This is a genomic window from Ciceribacter sp. L1K22, assembly GCF_017599385.1.
Lineage (GTDB): Bacteria > Pseudomonadota > Alphaproteobacteria > Rhizobiales > Rhizobiaceae > Allorhizobium.
In genome coordinates, this window is the sequence record NZ_JAGFPK010000001.1 from 2,514,445 (window position 1) to 2,533,926 (window position 19,482).

The following is a 19,482-nucleotide window of genomic DNA, read 5'->3' on the forward strand; positions in this document are numbered from 1 at the left end:
TATCCCAGATATTTGGTTGTCTTGCGCGGCGATCGGCTATTCGCTCAATTCCAGCCGCTTTTCGATCCGGTCGAGACGCAGCTTCAGTTCCGCAATCTCGCCATCCTGTCTCGTCTCGTCGGTCATGAACCCGGCCATATGCTGCTTCATAGCCCGCATTTCGGACCGCATCCCGACCATCTCCTCTTTCAACGAGGCGATATCGGTGCGCATGACACGCAGATGCTCCAAAATGAGGTTCTCGACCTTCTCGTTCATTACCCCACGCTACCCTCGAGCGAGATGTTGATCAGCTTCTGCGCCTCGACGGCGAATTCCATCGGCAACTGCTGGATGACGTCGCGGACGAAGCCGTTGACGATCAGCGCGATCGCCTCTTCTTCCGGGATGCCACGCTGCATGGCGTAGAACTTCTGGTCCTCGGAGATCTTCGAGGTCGTCGCCTCGTGTTCCACCTTGGCCGTCGAGTTCTTCACCTCGATGTACGGCACCGTATGCGCGCCGCACTTGTCGCCGATGAGCAGCGAGTCGCAGTTGGTGAAGTTGCGGGCGTTTGCCGCCTTGCGGTGCATCGACACCTGGCCGCGATAGGTGTTTTCCGACACGCCGGCCGAAATACCCTTCGAGATGATCCGGCTTCTGGTGTTCTTGCCCAGATGGATCATCTTCGTGCCGCTGTCGATCTGCTGATGGCCGTTCGACACCGCGATCGAGTAGAACTCCCCCTGGCTGTCGTCGCCGCGCAGGATGCAGGACGGATATTTCCAGGTGATGGCGGAGCCGGTCTCGACCTGGGTCCAGGAGATCTTGGAGCGCGCACCACGGCAATCGCCACGCTTGGTGACGAAGTTGTAGATGCCGCCCTTGCCATCCTTGTCGCCCGGATACCAGTTCTGGACGGTCGAATACTTGATCTCCGCATCGTCGAGCGCCACGAGTTCGACAACGGCCGCATGCAGTTGGTTTTCATCGCGCTGTGGCGCCGTGCAGCCTTCGAGATAGGATACGTAGGCCCCTTCTTCGGCGATGATCAGCGTGCGCTCGAACTGGCCGGTGTTCTTCTCGTTGATACGGAAGTAGGTCGACAGCTCCATTGGGCAACGAACACCCTTGGGAACGAACACGAAGGAACCGTCGGTAAACACCGCGGAATTCAGCGTCGCGTAATAATTGTCGGAGGTTGGAACGACCGATCCCAAGTACTTTTTCACAAGATCAGGGTGCTCGCGAATGGCTTCCGATATCGACATGAAGATCACGCCGGCCTTCTTCAACTCTTCCTTGAAGGTCGTGACGACCGAAACCGAATCAAACACCGCGTCGACAGCAATCCTCGACGACTGAACGCCGGCCAGCATTTCCTGCTCCTTGAGCGGAATGCCGAGCTTCTCGTAAACCTTCAGAAGCTCCGGATCGACTTCATCAAGCGACTTCGGACCCGCAGCAGTCTTCGGTGCGGCGTAGTAATAGATGTCGTTGAAGTCGATCTTCGGGTAGTTGACGCGTGCCCAGGTCGGCTCCTCCATGGTGAGCCAACGCTTGTAGGCTTCAAGCCGCCATTCCAGCATCCATTCCGGCTCCTGCTTCTTCGCGGAGATGAAACGGATGATGTCTTCGTTCAGACCCTTCGGAGCCTTCTCGACCTCGATCGTGGTCTCGAAACCGTATTTGTACTGGTCGACATCGATCTGGCGGACCTGATCGATTGTTTCCTGTACCGCAGCCATGTGCGTTCTCCAATCTTGCCGGGTCAAGGCCGGCAGCTTGTCAACGTAGTGAGGCGGGGAAGTCCCGACTCTATGTAAGAGCGAAAGGCGTGATTTCACCCCTTTTCGCAAGCGAAATTTGCCAATCGGCAAGTTTTACGACCTCAGGCGGCCCTTTCCTCCCGAGGCCGCCGGCCGTTGACCAGGGCGAAGACCTCCAAGGCCCGGTCGATCTCTTCCTCTGTCGTCGAATACCCGAGAGACATACGCAATCCTCCCGATTTCGGATCGTGCCCCATCGCCGTCAGCACGTGACTTTGCCCGACCTTTCCCGACGAACAGGCCGATCCGGCCGACAGCGAGACACCTTCGATGTCGAAGGCGATCTGCCCGGTTTCGGACTTCAGTCCCGGCAGGCCGAAGAACGTGGTGTTGCAAATCCTCGGTACCGACGCGCCGTAGATTGCGACATCGGGCGCAACTTCCCGCATCCGCGTCTCAAGCCGGTCGCGCAAAGCCCCAATTGACGCATTTCGATCGCCGATGCCTTCGGCCATTGCGGAGGCCGCGACCCCGAAACCGACAATCGCGGCAACGTTTTCCGTACCGCCGCGGTGCCCCTTCTCCTGCCCGCCGCCCGTCACCAGCGGCTTCGGCATGAGGGTCTCGCCACGCGACACCAACGCGCCCACCCCTTTCGGACCGCCGATCTTGTGAGCCGAGACAATCAGGAAATCGGCGTCCAGCGCCGCGATATCGAGCGGAATGCGTCCTGCGGCCTGCACGGCATCGACGACGATCAGACCACCCCTGGCATGGACGAGCGAAGCCGCCTCCCGAACGGGCTGGATCACACCGGTCTCGTTGTTCGCCGCCATGACCGCCACCAAAGGCAGGCCGGCATCGGCCGGATGGCCAGCAAGCAAGGTTTCAAGCGCTGCAAGATCGACGACGCCATCCGATGTCACAGAAATTTCGGTCACCTCGGAAGCGGCGAACCGCCCTCCGAGCCTGACCGCCGGATGCTCGATTGCAGAAACGTAAAGCCGGCCGAAGCGAAGCGGCGAGCGGCCCATCGCGAAATCGGGCGTCAGCACCATATTGGCCGCTTCCGTCGCCCCCGACGTGAAAACGACATTCGCCGGCGTCGCCCCGACCAGCGCCGCCACCTGCCGGCGCGCGGTCTCGATGGCGGCCCGTGCCGCACGACCATCCGCATGAACCGAATTCGGGTTTCCCTGAAGCGAAAGCGCGTCGACGAACGCATCACGAGCGACCGGTAGAAGCGGCGCCGTGGCATTCCAGTCGAGATAGATGCGGCTCTTGCTCATCCGGGACCAGTTTTCGTTGGTTTCGGTCAACCGACGCATTTTTCTTGATATTCGCGCCGGGCTTGAACTAAGACACGTCCACACCGGATGGCCTACCATCGCAGTTTCGAACGGTTCTAAACTGTTCTAGAAAAGCTGACATGTTTCGTCAAGTCAGCTCGCGGGATATGGGGTGTCCGAACACAGAAAAAAGACAGGGACCCGAGTTTATGCCCGAAGTCATCTTCAACGGCCCGGCCGGCCGCCTCGAGGGACGCTACCAGCCGTCGAAGGAAAAAAGCGCCCCGATCGCCATCATCCTGCACCCGCACCCGCAGTTCGGCGGCACGATGAACAATCAGATCGTCTACCAGCTCTTCTACATGTTCCAGAAGCGCGGTTTCACGACGCTCCGTTTCAACTTCCGCGGCATCGGCCGCAGCCAGGGCGAATTCGACCATGGCGCGGGCGAACTCTCCGACGCGGCTTCGGCGCTCGATTGGGTCCAGAGTCTGCATCCCGATTCGAAGAGCTGCTGGGTTGCAGGCTATTCCTTCGGCTCGTGGATCGGCATGCAGCTGCTGATGCGTCGCCCGGAAATCGAGGGCTTCATTTCTGTGGCCCCGCAGCCGAACACCTACGACTTCTCCTTCCTGGCACCCTGTCCCTCCTCTGGCCTGATCATCCACGGCGATAGCGACAAGGTCGCGCCGGAAAAGGACGTTCAGGGCCTGGTCGACAAGCTCAAGACCCAGAAGGGCATCCTGATTACCCATAAGACCATCCCCGGCGCCAACCACTTCTTCGGCGGCCAGGTGGAAACGCTGATCGAGGATTGCGGCGACTACCTTGATCGCCGTCTCGACGGCGAGCTGGTGCCGGAGCCCGCTGCGAAACGCATTCGGTAACCCAATACGGGTTGTCTGAAGGGCGGCGAAAGCCGCCCTTTTTCGTTTGCGCCTTGTCTGCCGGTATTGGGCATTGACACGGCAGGACGAAAGTTCTGACCTGAACGACAGCGCACTCTACGAAACGAACACATGTCAGATCATCCAACTTTTGATGCCGTCGGGCTCGCAGGGGGCGGCAACCGCTGCTACTGGCAAAGCGGCTTCCTGAAGGCTTATTCTGAACACGCCAGCCTCACGCCGCGCTTCTACGTTGCCGTGTCGGCCGGCGCCTATCATGGCGCCATGCATCTGGCGGGAGTCGGCGACCGGGTTCGCGCGGCAGCCTTCGCCTTCGCCGAAACCCGTCAGCGCGACTTGGACTGGAGGGCGCTGAAGCGGCGTCAATCGCCGCTTGTCGTCGGAGACCTCTATCGCCGGTTCCTCGCCCAGGAATTCGGAGAAGCCGAACTGGACGCGCTGAAGGCAGCCCCACCCATGCTGATCCAGCTATCCGCGCTGCCCGGCTGGATGCCAGGCGCCCTTGGCGCACTCGGCTCGATTGGCGCCTACCAGATCGAGAAGCTTTTGACGGACGGGTCCCATTCTCGCGCCGGACGACACATGGGGCTGAAGCCGGTCTGGATCTCGACGCACAATGTCGACTACCCCGGCGAACTGGTCGACGCCCTCATGGCGACGTCCTCGGTACCGCCGTTCATGCCCGTCGGACGACTGCGCGGCCGCGCCTATCTCGATGGGGGGCTCGTCGACAACCCGCCGCTCATCAAGCTCCGGGAAGTCGAGGAAAAGGGTTGGCGCACGCTGCTGCTGTCAACCCGGTTTGGCCGAAAGCCCCCGGAGGCTCCAAACCGCACAGTTGTCGGTCCGAGCGAGGACATCCCGGTCAACAAGTTCGCCGTGGGAGATCCCGATGGCATACGCCATGCCTACGAAGTGGGGTTGCGGGACGGCAAATCGTTTTCACAACGCTCCCTTGCGACCATCTCTTGTTAGGCGCGTATCGGCCTCGCCAAGACCCCACCCGTCATCGGCCGCGCCACGCCGGTGGTGCCCGGAAAGGTGAGCGGCAACCCGGCGAGCGAGCGTACCGAGAGATAGGCCCAGGCTTCCGCTTCCATCGCATCGCCGTCGAAACCCGCTTCCTCCGCCGTCAGCACCTGAGCGTCATGCCGGGAAGCCATTTCGGCGAGATCTTCCATCACGGCGCCGTTGAGCCGCCCGCCGCCGCAGATGATGAAGCATTTCGGCATCGCCGACAGGTGACCTGCCGACCGCATGACGGAAGCCGCCGTCACGTAGGCCAGGGTTCGCGCGCCGTCGTGGAGGCCCGCCTCGTCCGCAGCAGGCGGCCGAAAATCGCTGCGGTCGAGCGAGCGGCGCGTGTCGGAGGTGAAGAAGGGATGATCCAGATAGCGATCGGCAAGGGCCATGATGATGGTACCCTCGGATGCGATCCGTCCGCCCTGATCATAGGGAACGCCGGCGTTCTCCTCGACCCACTGGTCGATCAGCGTATTTCCCGGTCCGCTGTCAAAGGCAATGATCTCGTGATCCGGGCCGATATAAGTGAGATTGGAGATACCGCCGATATTGACGAAGCAGACCGGGCTCGTCCGATCCTCCAGCCGGGCGGCAAGCGCGGCATGATAGGCGGGAACGAGCGGCGCCCCCTGCCCGCCATGCGCGATGTCGTTTGCCCGCATGTCGAACACCGTGGCGATGCCCGTGCGGTCCGCCAACAGCTGGCCGTCGCCAATTTGCACCGTCAGTGCGGCATACGGACGATGAAGCACCGTCTGCCCGTGGAAACCGATCACATCGATATCGCCGGGCAAAATGCTGTTTTGCTTCAGGAAGTCATTGACAGCATCGACGTGTCGCAGGGTGAGATCGCGCTCCAGGTCCGCAAGATCGCCGGGCCGCTCATGCCGCTCGTGAATGGTCTTGGCGGTTTCGAGGCCGGCCTTCAGGCGCTCCCGAAAGTCAGGATCGTAGGACACGGAAAGAAACGGCCCCCGCTCGACAGTCTCGCGCCCGTCGGTCGCCAGCAGCGCCACGTCGATCCCGTCCATCGACGTGCCGCTCATCAGACCCACGGCCCGCTTCAACTCACTCACGATTCAGCTCCTTTTCGAATCAACGTCACGAATGAAAGTCTTGACGAGATTTCATGGCCGAACCACGTGCACAAATCACAAAACAGTGGTAAAGCGCCGGCGCATTTGCGTTTATTCCAGAAAGCCAAGAGTCATGTCGAAGTTCAAGTCCGATTTTCTCCGCACCATGCACGAGCGCGGCTTCATTCATCAGGTCTCCGATGAAACAGGCCTCGACGAGCTGCTCGCAAAGGAAAGCGTGACCGCCTATATCGGCTTCGACCCGACGGCCCCCTCCCTTCATGCCGGCGGCCTGATCCAGATCATGATGCTGCACTGGTTCCAGGCGACCGGACACCAGCCGATCTCGCTGATGGGCGGCGGCACCGGCATGGTGGGAGACCCCTCCTTCAAGGAGGAAGCCCGGCAGTTGATGACGATCGAGAAGATCGAGGACAACATCGCCTCTATCAAGCGCGTCTTCGCCAACTACCTCGACTACGACAAGGGTCCGAAGGGCGGCGCCCTGATGATCAACAATGCAGAGTGGCTGCGCGGCCTCAACTACCTCGAATTCCTGCGTGATGTCGGCCGGCATTTCTCCGTCAACCGCATGCTGTCCTTCGACAGCGTGAAGACGCGTCTCGACCGCGAGCAGTCGCTGTCCTTCCTCGAATTCAACTACATGATCCTCCAGGCCTACGATTTCGTCGAGCTGAGCCAGCGCTACGGCTGCCGCCTGCAGATGGGCGGTTCCGACCAGTGGGGCAACATCGTCAACGGCATCGATCTCGGCCACCGCATGGGCACGCCGCAGCTCTACGCCCTGACATCGCCGCTACTGACGACGTCGTCCGGCGCCAAGATGGGCAAGTCGGTCAACGGCGCGGTCTGGCTCAACGCCGATATGCTGTCGGCCTACGACTTCTGGCAGTACTGGCGCAACACCGAGGATGCCGATGTGTCCCGCTTCCTCAAGCTCTACACGACGCTACCAATGGACGAGATCGCTCGACTCTCCGCGCTTGGCGGCTCCGAGATCAACGAGGTCAAGAAGATCCTCGCGACGGAAGTGACCGCCATGCTGCATGGCCGCGTGGCGGCCGACGAAGCCGCGGAGACGGCGCGCAAGACGTTCGAGGAAGGAGCATTGTCCGCGAACCTGCCGACCGTCGAGGTCGCGTCGAGCGAGCTGGAGGCCGGCATCGGCCTGCTGGCCCTGATCGTCCGCGCTGGCCTTGCAGCGTCGAACGGCGAAGCTCGCCGCCACGTCCAGGGCGGTGCGGTCCGCATCAACGACGAGCAGGTCTCCGACGAGCGGAAGACGATCGGCACCGGCGAACTGACCGCCGACGGCGTCATCAAGCTCTCGCTCGGCAAGAAGAAGCACATGTTGGTAAAGCCGGCCTGACATCAAGGCGCATCGAAAGACATGTGGAAAAGCCGGCCCTGCGCCGGCTTTTTCGTCAGCGGAATTCGAAGATCTGACGAAAAACGCCGGGAGCGATGATCGATAGCGGATTGACGGCCAGCCTCGGCTCTTCCGTCGGTCCGGAGAGCCGGAAGGTGATGCCAAGCAGGCCGCGGTCGCGGCCATTTCCGAGGATGGCGCCGATGATCGGCAGCTCGCCGAAGATGCGGTTCAGCCCGTAGGCAGGCATGAAGGTGCCGGTGAGGTCCATGCGGCCGCTCTCGTCACGGACGACCCCCTGGAATGTCGCGCCCACCTGCTCTCCCCGCACGACGCCGTTTTCGACGCGGAAGGCACCCGCTGTGGTCACCAGCCGGGCAAAAGCGCGCTGGAAGCGTTCGGAGCTCACGTCGATGTCACGCCGCACGGCATTGTTGAGGCTTTGTCCGTCGCGGCCGGCCGGCGTCGAGACGATGGACTGCAGGCGCTGCTCGTTCACCAACTGGAAATTCCGGACGTCGACCGTGCCGCTCCAGCCATTGGCCTGCTCGTTGAGCTTGAGGTTCAGCAGCCCCCCCGCCATGCGGGTGTAGAGGTTGGCGATCCTGAGCACGGCGCCGGCATCGCTGCTGGTCAGGGTGAGCGTCCGCGTTTCTCCAGGAGTCATTTTCGCGACGACCGCCTCGCCCCTTTCGGTGACGGCCGTTAGGTCGAGCGATGATGTCTTGCCCCCACTGGCAAGGTAGGAAAGGGAGACATTGCGCAATTCTTCGCCACCGAAACCCTCGACCGAGTCGAGCCCCACGGTAAGGGCAAGCCGCTTGGAGCCGGTCGCGGCACCACTGCCAGCACTCGACTTCAACTGCGCCATAAGCGACCGGATATCCGCCGATCCGCCGGTGACCCTGACATCGTAGCCACCCTTTGCCGACGTCATGACGACGGCGAAATCGTCGGCCGGCGATAGCCTGACCTTGCGGAATTCCGCCGACTGCAGCCCGTCCTTGCCGACGACCAGATCGCCGCTGGCACCGAAGCCGTCGCCGGTCAGCTCCAGCCCCTTGATCCGCGTCAGGCCATCGGCTTCGGTCACCTCGAAACTGGCCTTCGCGGCGACCCCCTGCCCCTTCGACCAGCCCACCCACGGCACCCGCAGCGTCGCACGCGCAAGGTCGAGATCGAGCTTCTGGCGGCTCTCGTCGATCCGCGTCATCGTCAGCGACAGCGGCCCGTCGATGATCTCCTCGAGGCCCGGCACTAGCCGATCCCGCTCCGCGTTCGACAAGGTGGCCTTGACGATTCGCTCGCGCGCGACGGTAGAACCTGCCTCCACCGGCTCGACGAGGGTGAGCTCCATCGGCACCCCGTCGATTTCTCCGCCCCCTTTGAGGCGCGCTGCCGCGCGGTCCACGTCCAGCGTTCCATCGAACGCGGCGACCTTACGCCCCGCAATCTCCGTCGCCAGCGACACCTTGCTAAGATCAAGATGCGCATTCCACTCGGTCGGCGGTGGATTTTGATCGCGTATCAGACCGACGCGCAGCCTCACCTTGGCCTTGACGTCTCCGGAGAGATCTTCCGGCTTCAGACCGGTCCGCGACAGCACGTTGATCGGCTCATAGGTGACGAGCTCACCGACGGCATCCGCCTTGCCTGAAAGGTCGAGGTCGAGATCGGCCATCAATGGCTTGAGATAGACGTCGTCGACCGTCAGTCGCCCGGCATCCAGCTTCACCGTGCGCCCGGAGCTGAAATAGGAGGCCCCGGTCTTGAAATCGATGGCAAGAGCCTCGCCATTCATCGTGATATGGGCGCTCGCATCTCTCACCGGCGGGATTTTTCCTGTGACGTTGACCCGACTGTCGACAAGATCGATATCGAGTTTCAACTCGTCGCCCCGCAGGTGTAGCGGCGTCGGCTCGACGCTCATCCGACCGGCAGGAATGAAGACGTCGATCGTCCCCCTGGCGACGGTACCGCCTATGACGTTCTGCATTATCCAGTCGCGCGGCTTGTCCGCGATCCAGAACGGCCACAATTGTTTCACCACCTCGGTTTTCATATCGGCAACGTTGCCGCTGAACCGCACCTCGGGCGACTGCGCTCCCGTATTGCGCACGCGCGCCGATGCCGTCATGGTGCCGGCTGGCGTCGAAACGATCAGCTGGTTGGCCTGCAGTTCGGAGGTCGCGTAGAGATAGCGTCCGTAAACCTTGAAATCGAAGGGCACCGGGGCTGCGGCCGCCTTCGGCACAGACGCCGTTCCCTGCCGTACCAATAGGTCGATGCCGATCCCGCTTCCGGTGGGATAGTCGCCTTCAAGGCGGTCAAGGTCGATCAGCGCACCGGTAAACGGCAGCACCGTGGCGCCGAAAACGGCGCGAGATGACCGCAGTTCGATCGTATCCTTCGAAAAGTCGTAGGCGAGGTTGATGTCCGCCATCGTCAGCGGCTGAACCTTGCCGTCCATGTAGAACAGCCCGTCCTGGCCGGTGACTTGGGCCGACAGCACAGGCGACTGCCCGTCATCGGCACGGCGCGCCTCCATCGCTATGGTGGCATCCGCATCGAGCCCCTGGCGAATTTCGCCGGCCCGGCTGCGGCGAATGAGGAAAGGCGCAAGGTCCACCGATTCCAGCCGCGCGTTCATCGACAACGTTCGCCCCGGCAGCCCCTGGCTATCGATCTTCAGCGTCGTTGCCTTCCCCGCGACGGCGACGGAACCCTCGATCACCAGCGACGTCTCCTCCACCCGCTCCAGCGTCAGGTCATCGAGCGCCGCCACGATCCGCCCGGTCTCCGGATTGCCCCGAAGGATCTGCAGGTCGTGTAGGCTAACCCGGTCGAGACTACCGCGGGCGATGAAGGTCGAGGCGTTATCGATCTCGACGAAGGCTCTTTCGAGCAGCGCCGGCAGCTGGTCGACCCGAAGCTTCGCAAGATCGATGGGCGGACCGGCTGGCAGCTGGTTGGCGTCGATCACCAGACCTTCCCCGTCGATCTCGTCGATCTCCACGCGTCCGAACCCGAGCGCCAATGGATCGATGACCAGGCGGACGCTCTCCGCCTGCCCGAACACGCCGCCGCCGTCGCGCTTGTGGACCGTCACGCCGCGCGCCTCGACGGACAGATGGATGCCGGTGAAAAAGCGGACCTGGGTCGTCTCGATCCGCGCGATGAAATCGGGAGCAAGCGCCGTATTCAGCGCGGCCTGCGCCCTTGCCGCGAGGATGCGATCGAAGCCGCCGCCCTCGACCGTGAGCATCACGGCCGACACGGAGAGCAGAAACAACAGGCACGTCACCAGTCCATACCGCAACAGGCGGCGGCCCAGTCCCAATCGCGGCGGGCAGTGAACGATCAACGGATCCTCGGCCTGCGCCGACGGAAGCCGGTGCAGTGGCACGATGTCTTGCCTGCGAAAGCTGACCTTTTCGCCCCGGATTTCTCCCATGCGCGGTCGATCGTCTCCATCGATCGGCGATGGCCAGTCCTGCTCTGGACCTTCTCCGAACCCTTTCCATATCTACGCAGTCGTTTATATCGACAATGACGGCGAAAGAAAGGATTACCATGAGCGCGCTTGCAATCGGCGATACCGCACCGGCCTTTACCCTGCCCCGCGACGGCGGCGGCAGCGTCTCCCTCTCCGATTTCACCGGAAAACCGGTGGTCGTCTACTTTTACCCCAAGGACGACACCAGTGGCTGCACCACCGAGGCCGTCGCCTTCAGTGGCCTGGCGGACGACTTTGCCAAGACAGGCGTGATCGTCATCGGCGTCTCCCCCGATTCGGTGAAGAGCCACGACAAGTTCGTGTCGAAGCACGGCCTGAAGGTGATTCTCGCCTCCGACGAGGGCCAGGACATGCTGAACGCCTATGGCGTCTGGAAGGAAAAGAGCATGTACGGCCGCACCTACATGGGCGTCGAGCGCACCACCTTCCTGCTCGACAAGGATCACAAGATCGCTGCAGTCTGGCCGAAGGTGAAGGTGCCCGGCCATGCCGAAGCCGTTCTCGAGGCGGCAAAGTCGCTGTGACACCTCGTGAAGGCGGCACGCTGCCGCAGATATCATCGCTGCGCGGCGGCGCGACGCTTGCCATCATCTCGGCCGACCTCGACGTGAAATGCGCCCTCGCCCGTGATACGGCGAGGCGCTGGCACGAGCGACGGCTGTCATTGCGTTCGCCGCTCGACCCGCCGCTGCCCGATCGCCCGGGTCGACCGGCCAAGCCCGAACTCGTCCCTCCGAAAGCGGTCGGGAAGCGCTCGCTGCACACGCTGCCGGGCCGCGTTGCCATGTTGCATGCGCTCGCCCATATCGAGCTCAACGCCGTCGACCTGGCGCTCGACATCGTCGCGCGGTTCGCCGCCGAACCGGTGCCACATTCCTTCTTCGACGGATGGATGCGGGTCGCCGATGAGGAGGCCAAGCATTTCGGTCTCGTGCGAGATCGCATGCGCGCGCTAGGCGCCGATTACGGCGATATGCCCGCCCATGACGGCCTCTGGCAGGCGGCGCATTCCACCCGCAACGACCTGACGGCCCGCCTCGCGGTCGTACCGCTGATTCTGGAAGCCCGAGGCCTCGACGTGACGCCGTCGCTCCAGGAGAAGATGCGCGAAACCGGGGATCTGGAGAGCGCCGAAGTCCTGCGCATCATCTACGAGGACGAAAAGGGCCATGTCTCGGTCGGCGCCAAATGGTTCCGATTTCTGTGCGCCCGCGAAAAGAAGGACCCGGCGGCCACGTTCAAGGAGCTGGTTCGCGTCAACTTTCGTGGGGCGCTCAAGGCGCCGTTCAACGATGTCGCCCGCGCAGAAGCCGGTCTCACCCCCTCCTTCTACCGCTCTCTGACCTCCACAAGCAACGGCTGAAATACCGTTGCGATCGAGGCCGCGCAACCATCGCGAACAGCATCGGGAAAGGCTTCGTTAACCATATTCGGTTCTACTCCTGCCATCGGTAAGGCGCCGCCCATCGGTCTGGATCATGCGGCACTGAGAACGGCAGGAGAGTAGCTTTGTCAGCCAGGACGCAGGGCCGCGTATTTGGAAAACGCCGCGAGCCACACATCATCATCGTGGCGCAGGGCGACAACATCCGGCACGTAACGGTCAGGCCGTGGATGGTTGCGCTTGGCGTCTCCTTCCTCGGCATGATGGCGATCGGCTATCTCGGAGCCACAACCTATCTCGTCCTGCGCGACAATCTCATCGGCGCCAGCATGGCCCGCCAGGCCCGCATGCAGCACGACTACGAAGACCGAATCGCCGCCCTTCGCGCCCAGGTCGACCGTGTCACCTCGCGGCAGCTCCTGGACCAGCAGGTTGTCGAGGAAAAGGTCGAGAAGCTTCTCGAACAGCAGATGGCGCTCAGTTCCCGCCATGGCAAGCTCGATACGCTTGTCGATCGCGCCGAAGAAAACGGCCTCGTCCCGGAGGCTGCACCGCTGCCGACAGTGAAACCCGGAGACGGCTCGCAGCGTGCAACGCTGAGCGGCGGCATCGGCGCCATCGACAGACTGCTCGGCAAGGACAGCGCGGAAGCAGAAGCCACACCGGACAACCTCACCCTCGCCTACGTGCCCTTGCGGCAGACGGCTGCCGATCGGGCGGACCGGCTGTTCTCGACGGTGACGCGGTCGCTTAAGGATATCGAACGCAGCCAGCTCGACCGTCTCCAGCAGTTGACGATCGGCGCCACGGTTGTCGCCGACGAGATCGACAGCATTCTGCGAAAGACCGGTGTCCGTGTCGACGTCGCGTCCAGCGCGATCGCCGACCAACAGGCGATCGGCGGACCCTATCTGGATCCCCAGTCGCCGACGGATTTCGACAATTCCCTCGATGAACTCGATGCGGCACTTACCCGGCTCGAAGCCATGCGCTCGACCGCCAAACGACTGCCCTTTGCCAACCCGGCACCCGGAAAACCGATCACCAGCCGTTTCGGCAATCGCATCGACCCCTTCTTCGGACGCCTTGCCATGCATGCCGGGATCGACTTTTCCGCGACGACCGGCAGCGATGTGAAAAGCACCGGCGCAGGTGTCGTCATCACTGCGTCCCGCTCCGGCGGCTACGGAAACATGGTCGAAATCGACCACGGTGACGGCATTACCACGCGGTTCGGCCATCTGTCGCGCATACTCGTAAAGGTCGGAGACGAGGTCGCCGCCGGTGATCTCATCGGCCTGGCCGGCAGCACAGGGCGCTCCACGGGCCCGCACATCCATTATGAGGTCCGCCGTCACGGCGACGCCGTCGATCCGATGCACTTCCTTAATGCCGGCATGAAACTCACCTCGCTGGTAGATTGACAGCAGCAGAGGCGCGCGCGAGGGTACGTCAACCTCCGGAGTCGCCATGGACAGCCATATTCTCCTAGCCTTCGCCGCCGCCTTCTTCGTGTTCGCCGCAAGTCCCGGCCCTGATAACATGACGATCGTCGCGCGCACGGTGACCAGCGGTCCCCTCTCGGGAATCGCTTATGGGCTTGGCACGGTTGCCGGAATCCTCGTCTATCTCGCGCTAGCGGCCTTCGGCCTGACGGTGCTTGCCGCCGAGATGGGCTGGCTGATGACGCTCCTGCGCTATGGCGGCGCCATCTACCTGATCTGGATGGGCATCAAACTGTGGACCGAGCCGGCCCGCGTTCCAGCCGAAAACGTCGAGGCACGCCAAGGCGATGTGTTCAAGATTTTTCTGACCGGGTTTGTCCTCAACCTTGGCAATCCCAAGATGCCGCTGTTTTACGTGGCCCTTTTGCCGAACTTCGTCGGAGAAAGCTTCGGCCGCGCCGATTTCGTGGCCCTCGCGACCGTCATTCTCGGTGTCGAAACGCTGGTGATCGGCGGACATGTCGTGCTCGCCTGGCGCGCGCGACGTCTGCTGCGGACGCCGTCCGTCGTCACCATCACCAACCGTGTCGCCGGCACGCTTCTGGCCGGCGCCGGCATCGCCACGCTTGCGCTCCGCCGCGGCTCCTGAATTGCTTGTTAAGGGTTAATCGCGGGAATCTCCCGCATTCCTTGACTTTCAGGCTCTTTGGCTCTATCCCGCCCTTGCGAAACGGCCCGTCTGACGGGTCGACTCATGAGTTTTCGCCAAAACCGAAATGGAAAACGATCTCCCTTTGACAACGTTCGCCGATCTTGGCCTGAGCCAAAAAGTCCTGTCCGCCGTTACCGACGCCGGTTACACAATCCCGACGCCGATCCAGGCAGGCGCCATTCCGCCGGCGCTTCAGCGCCGCGACATCTGCGGCATCGCCCAGACCGGAACCGGCAAGACGGCCTCGTTTGTTCTGCCGATGCTCACACTGCTGGAAAAGGGCCGCGCCCGCGCCCGCATGCCACGCACGCTGATTCTCGAGCCGACGCGCGAACTCGCGGCACAGGTTGCCGAGAATTTCGAGAAGTACGGCAAGAATCACAAGCTGAACATCGCGCTTCTGATCGGCGGCGTCTCCTTCGAGGAACAGGACCGCAAGCTTGAGCGTGGCGCCGACGTGCTGATCTGCACGCCCGGCCGCCTGCTGGACCACTGCGAGCGCGGCAAGCTACTGATGACGGGAGTCGAGATTTTCGTCATCGACGAGGCCGACCGCATGCTCGACATGGGCTTCATCCCAGACATCGAGCGCATCGCCAAGATGATCCCGTTCACGAGGCAGACGCTGTTCTTCTCCGCGACCATGCCGCCGGAAATCCAGAAGCTGGCCGACCGCTTCCTGCAGAACCCGGAGCGGGTCGAAGTCGCTCCGCCGTCCTCTACGGCCAAGACCGTGACCCAGCGTCTCGTCGCCGCCAACAAGAAGGACTACGAGAAGCGCGCCGCCCTTCGCGATCTGATCCGCGCCGAGGAAGGCGAGTTGAAGAACGCGATCATTTTCTGCAATCGCAAGAAGGATGTCGCTGACCTGTTCCGCTCGCTGGAACGCCACGGCTTTTCTGTCGGTGCCCTCCACGGCGACATGGACCAGCGGTCGCGCACCAACATGCTGGCCGGCTTCAAGGACAACCAGATTAAGCTGCTCGTGGCCTCCGATGTCGCCGCACGCGGTCTGGACATCCCTGATGTCAGCCACGTCTTCAATTTCGATATCCCGATCCATGCGGAAGACTATGTCCACCGCATCGGCCGTACCGGCCGCGCTGGTCGTTCCGGCAAAGCGTTCACGCTCGTGACCAAGGCCGACACGAAGTATCTCGACGCCATCGAGAAACTGATCGGCCAGAGCATCGAATGGATGAGTGGCGACCTGTCGGCGTTGCCGGCATCGGAAGAAAGCCTGGACGAGCCGCGTTCGCGTGGCCGTGACAAGGATCGCGACCGCCGCAAGGGTGGTCGCAAAGCTGAACCCCGGCGGGCGGAAGCTGCTCCGGTTATCGAGGAGATCGAAGTGCAGACAGAAGTCCGCGAACCGCGTCGCAGCGAAAACCGCCCGGCACCGCAGCCGCGCAACGAACGTCCGCGTTCGCGCGACAACGATCGTCCGCGTCCGGCCAATGACGACCAGCAGCGTCGCCGCAACCACTACCGCGATCACGATGATGGCCCGACACCTGTCGGCTTCGGCGACGACATCCCGGCATTCATGCTGATCGTCGCAAACGCCAAGGCCTGATCGCTTCCCATGGGAATGCCCGGCATCGACTTTCCCGGCCTCGGTGTCGGGCTCGCGCTCCTGCGCGACGACCGGATTCTGCTCTACCGCCGCATGAAGGCGCCCGAGGCCGGCCACTGGAACATCGTGGGCGGCAAGGTCGACCACATGGAACCGGCTGAACGGGCCGCGCGCCGCGAAGCGGAGGAGGAAACGGGTCTGTCGATCGGCGCGCTGACCTTCCTCGGCCAGACCGAGCAGATCATCGAGGCCGACCGCCAGCACTGGGTCTCGCTGCTGTACAAGACAACCGACTTCAGCGGCGAGCCGCAACTGACTGAACCCGACAAGCTCTCCGAGTTCGGCTGGTTCGATCTCGATGCGCTCCCCGAGCCCCTATCGGCCTTTACCCGCGCCGTCCTTCCGCTTCTTCGCTGACTTCTTCTTCGGCACCGTCGGCCCGGCCCTGAGCCCCGCCTCGTAGGCGAGACCCACCCATTTCGCCATCTCGTCCGGATCGTCATAGGCACCGTCAGGGATTGTCCAGTAAGGCATCGCAACCGGCGACTTGCCCTCGCGCTGGTAAACCCACTGCGTCGCACCAGCCTCGGCGAACTGGGGTCCGCTTTCGGTGTCGGCTTTCAGCATGATCTCGTCGAAAAGGTCGATCGCGATGATCACGCCGTGATGATAGATGCCCTTGCCGCCGAACATTCGCTTGATCGTCACGGGCCCGAGCGACTGGAACATCTCCTCGATATCGATCGTATCCACAGTCTCACCCCTTCAGGATTCCACCAGCGGAGACTACCGCCTCGGGGGTATCGACGTCGAGATGGGCGGCGGCACCAATCTCGACGTCGATCACCGGAAGTCCCGACCCCTCGACGATCGGCCGCGCGCCGATATCACCCTCAAGAGCCTTTACGGCATCGAAGGTGGAACGCGGCAGGATCACGGGATTGCCGCGCTTTCCATTGGCGACGGCCCGCACGATGGCCGTGCCGCCATGCTCGCGAAAAGCATCTATCAGTCGTTTCAGGTCGTCCGCCTCCAGTCCCGGCATGTCGGCAAGCATGACCAGCACGCCGTCGCTCTCCGCGACCTGCGGCACCGCAAAACCCGTCTTGAGCGAACTCGCCATGCCGCTCGCAAAATCGGGATTGTCGACGACATCAACGGCAAGACCAGCCAGCGCACCACTGATGTCCGCTTCCCTGTGCCCGGTCACGACGACGACGTGCCCGGCACCGCTCTCCAGCGAGATCCGCGCCGACCGCCTGACGAGCGGTTCGCCATCGAATTCCGCGAGCAGCTTGTGGTTTCCGCTGCCGCCCATACGGCTGGCTTTGCCGGCTGCCAACAACACGGTCGAGATCGACAAACTCGTATCGCCATGCGTCGCGACCTCGCGCGGCAGCGGCCGGCTCGGAATTTCCATCAGCAAGCCTCCAACGCCCAATCCGGACAACTCCCGCGCGGTCGGCCATTCGCCCGCCAGCAGCCGGTTCATCACCCAGTCGAAGCCGTTTTCCTTCGGTGAACGCGCGCATCCCGGCGCGCCGATAACAGGCACGTCGTCCACGCGTCCGAGCACCAGCAGATTGCCCGGATCGACCGGCAGGCCAACCTGCTCAACCATGCCGCCAGCCATCCGGATCGCCTCGGGGATCACGTCGGCCGGATCGGTCATCGCCGACGCGCCGAAGATAATGACCATCGACGGTTCCTCATGCCGAACCGCCAGCGCCGCCTCGATCGCCGCCGCAACATCGCGCGCATGATGCGGAACCCGACGCTCACCGACGAGCCGGCTGCCTGACGGCGAAAGCCGTTGCTGCAGGACCCGTGCCGTCTTTTCCATCACCGAGGTCTTCAGCGACGGCAGTTCGGTGGCGATCAGCGACACTGCATATGCGCTGTAAGGCTTTAGCGTCACCGGCGCCGATTGCCGGAAGATGTCCACGGCGATATCCACGCTCTGCCGCGAGACAGCCAGCGGAATGATCTTGACGGTTGCCACGAGATCGCCGGTCCGCACATCGCTGTGGTCGTCGAGACAGGCGAAGGTGATCGCCGGATCGACGCGGTTGAAGCGATCGACAACCTCGCGATCGGCCACGAACAGACCGTTACATGCGGCATGTATGTTAACGCGGCCTGTGGAAGCCGGCGAGAAACGCAGATGATCAGGCGCCATGGCGGTCGCCAACGCCTCGGCCGCCAAATCTTCCCCAAGATCGCCCTCCTCGATGCGGCAGGCGATCACTCTTGTGACACCGCCGGCCCTCAACGCCTCGACGTCACCGGCCGTCAGGTGATGGCCCTTTGGCAGCTTTCCATCGGCCAGGCGTATCGAATGGGCGAGCACCAGCCCCTCGGCCACATCAAGCGAAAACTCGCCGAAGATCATGCTGCTTCTCCGGCGGCCAGCCCGCGCCGACGGAAGGCGCCGATGATATCGGCCAGCACCGCAACGGCGATCTCGCCCGGATTGGCGGCGCCGATATCGAGTCCGATTGGCGCTGAGATGCGCCCGATCTGCTCGGGGCCGAAGCCTTCGGCGGCAAGCCGTTCGACGCGTTTCGCATGCGTCTTGCGACTGCCGAGCGCGCCGACATAGAAACATCCTGTACGTAAAGCCTCCGCCAGCGGAAAATCGTCGATCTTCGGGTCGTGCGTGACCGCCGCCACCGCCGTATAGGCATCGAGCGGCCGCGCCTTCAGCACATCCTCCGGCCATTCGGCGACGAGATCGACGCCCTCGAACCTTTCAGGCGTGGCAAAGGCGGTGCGGGGATCGATGACGGTGACGTCGAAGCCCGCAATCCGTGCCATCGGACAAAGCGCCTGACTGATATGGACGGCGCCGATGATGACGATGCGCGGTGGCGGCAGGTAGACATTGATGAAGTGACTGCCGCCGCCCGTGTCCACCACTCCCGCCTTGCCGGACCGAAACCGCGTGGCAACCTCGTTGCCCAGTTCCCCCGCAACGCTCTCGCCCTCCAGCACCAGCCGCCCCGCGCCTGTGACGAGGTCCGTGACAACGGCCGCCGCCGTCCGGGCGGCCCGTGCCGCGTTCAGCCGCTCCAACAGGTTCCGGTCCATCAGCCGAGCCTCTCGACATAGACGCGAATACGCCCGCCGCAGGAAAGCCCGACGCGCCATGCGGCCTCGTCGGCCACGCCGAACTCCAGCATGCGCGGCGCGCCGCTCTCGATCACCTCCATCGCCTCGGTGATGACGGCGCCCTCCACGCATCCTCCGGACACCGAGCCCTCGAAATTGCCCTCGCCGTCGATCACCAGATGGCTGCCGACAGGACGGGGCGCCGAGCCCCAGGTCTCGACCACGGTCGCAAGCGCGACCGAGCGTCCTTCGCCGGACCAGGTCTGCCCGATGACAAGCGGATCGCGCGTCTCGTCCATGGAT

Annotated in this window: 18 protein-coding genes; 9 read left to right on the forward strand and 9 right to left on the reverse strand. The window is 63.1% G+C overall.

The window, feature by feature from the left end; genetic code table 11:
* Nucleotides 1–36: 36 nt before the first annotated feature.
* The 3 genes from J5J09_RS12585 to J5J09_RS12595 all read right to left on the reverse strand — a co-directional run bounded on the left by J5J09_RS12585 (nt 37) and on the right by J5J09_RS12595 (nt 3,037).
* Nucleotides 37–258: a hypothetical protein gene (locus J5J09_RS12585; RefSeq protein ID WP_208551248.1), complete on the reverse strand. Its 222-nt coding sequence runs from the start codon at nt 256–258 to the stop codon at nt 37–39.
* Nucleotides 258–1,727 (reverse strand): Fe-S cluster assembly protein SufB, encoded by a 1,470-nt coding sequence (sufB, locus tag J5J09_RS12590; protein ID WP_208551249.1) that lies wholly within the window; start codon nt 1,725–1,727, stop codon nt 258–260. The genes J5J09_RS12585 and sufB overlap by 1 nt, the downstream gene beginning before the upstream one ends.
* 143 nt (nt 1,728–1,870) lie before the next feature.
* The gene (locus J5J09_RS12595; protein WP_208553563.1) at nt 1,871–3,037 is read right to left on the reverse strand and encodes a cysteine desulfurase family protein; all 1,167 of its coding nucleotides are present in this window, start codon (nt 3,035–3,037) and stop codon (nt 1,871–1,873) included.
* A 209-nt stretch (nt 3,038–3,246) separates the two neighbouring features.
* Here J5J09_RS12595 and J5J09_RS12600 point away from each other — a divergent pair, with 209 nt between their 5' ends.
* Nucleotides 3,247–3,924, forward strand: a complete 678-nt coding sequence (locus J5J09_RS12600) for an alpha/beta hydrolase (RefSeq protein WP_208551250.1) — start codon at nt 3,247–3,249, stop codon at nt 3,922–3,924.
* A 132-nt stretch (nt 3,925–4,056) separates the two neighbouring features.
* Nucleotides 4,057–4,920 (forward strand): patatin-like phospholipase family protein, encoded by an 864-nt coding sequence (locus J5J09_RS12605; RefSeq protein WP_208551251.1) that lies wholly within the window; start codon nt 4,057–4,059, stop codon nt 4,918–4,920.
* On the opposite strand, the gene J5J09_RS12610 is transcribed toward J5J09_RS12605, so the two are convergent.
* Nucleotides 4,917–6,044, reverse strand: a complete 1,128-nt coding sequence (locus tag J5J09_RS12610) for an anhydro-N-acetylmuramic acid kinase (RefSeq protein WP_208551252.1) — start codon at nt 6,042–6,044, stop codon at nt 4,917–4,919. The genes J5J09_RS12605 and J5J09_RS12610 overlap by 4 nt on opposite strands.
* A 133-nt stretch (nt 6,045–6,177) precedes the next feature.
* Here J5J09_RS12610 and tyrS point away from each other — a divergent pair, with 133 nt between their 5' ends.
* Entirely contained in the window at nt 6,178–7,434 is a 1,257-nt protein-coding gene (gene tyrS, locus J5J09_RS12615; protein WP_208551253.1) for a tyrosine--tRNA ligase, read from the forward strand.
* Nucleotides 7,435–7,489: 55 nt separating this feature from the next.
* Here the strand turns inward: tyrS and J5J09_RS12620 are convergent, their stop codons facing one another.
* A complete protein-coding gene (locus J5J09_RS12620) occupies nt 7,490–10,888 on the reverse strand; it encodes a DUF3971 domain-containing protein (protein ID WP_208551254.1) in 3,399 nt (1,132 codons plus the stop codon).
* Nucleotides 10,889–11,007: 119 nt separating this feature from the next.
* Here J5J09_RS12620 and bcp point away from each other — a divergent pair, with 119 nt between their 5' ends.
* The 6 genes from bcp (at nt 11,008) to J5J09_RS12650 (ending at nt 16,485) form a co-directional block, all read left to right on the forward strand.
* Complete coding sequence (gene bcp, locus J5J09_RS12625) at nt 11,008–11,475, forward strand: thioredoxin-dependent thiol peroxidase (protein ID WP_208551255.1); 468 nt, start codon at nt 11,008–11,010, stop codon at nt 11,473–11,475.
* Nucleotides 11,472–12,314, forward strand: a complete 843-nt coding sequence (locus tag J5J09_RS12630) for a ferritin-like domain-containing protein (protein WP_348646454.1) — start codon at nt 11,472–11,474, stop codon at nt 12,312–12,314. The genes bcp and J5J09_RS12630 overlap by 4 nt, the downstream gene beginning before the upstream one ends.
* A gap of 146 nt (nt 12,315–12,460) precedes the next feature.
* Nucleotides 12,461–13,759 carry a peptidoglycan DD-metalloendopeptidase family protein gene (locus J5J09_RS12635; protein WP_208551256.1) on the forward strand — a complete coding sequence of 433 codons (1,299 nt, stop codon included), beginning with the start codon at nt 12,461–12,463 and terminating at the stop codon, nt 13,757–13,759.
* A gap of 46 nt (nt 13,760–13,805) precedes the next feature.
* Nucleotides 13,806–14,429, forward strand: a complete 624-nt coding sequence (locus J5J09_RS12640; protein WP_208551257.1) for a LysE family translocator — start codon at nt 13,806–13,808, stop codon at nt 14,427–14,429.
* 145 nt (nt 14,430–14,574) lie between these two features.
* On the forward strand, nt 14,575–16,068 hold the full coding sequence (locus J5J09_RS12645) for a DEAD/DEAH box helicase (protein ID WP_208551258.1): 1,494 nt from the start codon (nt 14,575–14,577) through the stop codon (nt 16,066–16,068).
* 9 nt (nt 16,069–16,077) lie between these two features.
* The gene (locus tag J5J09_RS12650; protein WP_208551259.1) at nt 16,078–16,485 is read left to right on the forward strand and encodes an NUDIX domain-containing protein; all 408 of its coding nucleotides are present in this window, start codon (nt 16,078–16,080) and stop codon (nt 16,483–16,485) included.
* On the opposite strand, the gene J5J09_RS12655 is transcribed toward J5J09_RS12650, so the two are convergent.
* Genes J5J09_RS12655 through J5J09_RS12670 form a run of 4 tightly spaced genes read right to left on the reverse strand, consistent with a single transcriptional unit; the run spans nt 16,444 to nt 19,478 of the window.
* Complete coding sequence (locus J5J09_RS12655; RefSeq protein ID WP_208551260.1) at nt 16,444–16,821, reverse strand: TfoX/Sxy family protein; 378 nt, start codon at nt 16,819–16,821, stop codon at nt 16,444–16,446. The genes J5J09_RS12650 and J5J09_RS12655 overlap by 42 nt on opposite strands.
* Nucleotides 16,822–16,825: 4 nt before the next feature.
* Nucleotides 16,826–18,460, reverse strand: a complete 1,635-nt coding sequence (locus J5J09_RS12660; RefSeq protein WP_208551261.1) for an NTP transferase domain-containing protein — start codon at nt 18,458–18,460, stop codon at nt 16,826–16,828.
* On the reverse strand, nt 18,457–19,158 hold the full coding sequence (locus J5J09_RS12665; RefSeq protein ID WP_208551262.1) for an XdhC family protein: 702 nt from the start codon (nt 19,156–19,158) through the stop codon (nt 18,457–18,459). Before J5J09_RS12665 ends, J5J09_RS12660 begins: the two co-directional genes overlap by 4 nt.
* Nucleotides 19,158–19,478: an XdhC family protein gene (locus J5J09_RS12670; RefSeq protein WP_208553565.1), complete on the reverse strand. Its 321-nt coding sequence runs from the start codon at nt 19,476–19,478 to the stop codon at nt 19,158–19,160. The genes J5J09_RS12665 and J5J09_RS12670 overlap by 1 nt, the downstream gene beginning before the upstream one ends.
* Between the last annotated feature and the right edge of the window lie 4 nt (nt 19,479–19,482).

Coding starts and splice junctions, on each gene's coding strand:
- J5J09_RS12640 (WP_208551257.1), top strand. CDS start 13,806: ATGGACAGCCATATTCTCCTAGCCTTCGCCGCCGCCTTCTTCGTGTTC.
- J5J09_RS12595 (WP_208553563.1), bottom strand. CDS start 3,037: ATGAGCAAGAGCCGCATCTATCTCGACTGGAATGCCACGGCGCCGCTT.
- tyrS (WP_208551253.1), top strand. CDS start 6,178: ATGTCGAAGTTCAAGTCCGATTTTCTCCGCACCATGCACGAGCGCGGC.
- bcp (WP_208551255.1), top strand. CDS start 11,008: ATGAGCGCGCTTGCAATCGGCGATACCGCACCGGCCTTTACCCTGCCC.
- J5J09_RS12585 (WP_208551248.1), bottom strand. CDS start 258: ATGAACGAGAAGGTCGAGAACCTCATTTTGGAGCATCTGCGTGTCATG.
- J5J09_RS12600 (WP_208551250.1), top strand. CDS start 3,247: ATGCCCGAAGTCATCTTCAACGGCCCGGCCGGCCGCCTCGAGGGACGC.
- sufB (WP_208551249.1), bottom strand. CDS start 1,727: ATGGCTGCGGTACAGGAAACAATCGATCAGGTCCGCCAGATCGATGTC.
- J5J09_RS12620 (WP_208551254.1), bottom strand. CDS start 10,888: ATGGGAGAAATCCGGGGCGAAAAGGTCAGCTTTCGCAGGCAAGACATC.
- J5J09_RS12605 (WP_208551251.1), top strand. CDS start 4,057: ATGTCAGATCATCCAACTTTTGATGCCGTCGGGCTCGCAGGGGGCGGC.
- J5J09_RS12670 (WP_208553565.1), bottom strand. CDS start 19,478: ATGGACGAGACGCGCGATCCGCTTGTCATCGGGCAGACCTGGTCCGGC.
- J5J09_RS12660 (WP_208551261.1), bottom strand. CDS start 18,460: ATGATCTTCGGCGAGTTTTCGCTTGATGTGGCCGAGGGGCTGGTGCTC.
- J5J09_RS12650 (WP_208551259.1), top strand. CDS start 16,078: ATGGGAATGCCCGGCATCGACTTTCCCGGCCTCGGTGTCGGGCTCGCG.
- J5J09_RS12665 (WP_208551262.1), bottom strand. CDS start 19,158: ATGGACCGGAACCTGTTGGAGCGGCTGAACGCGGCACGGGCCGCCCGG.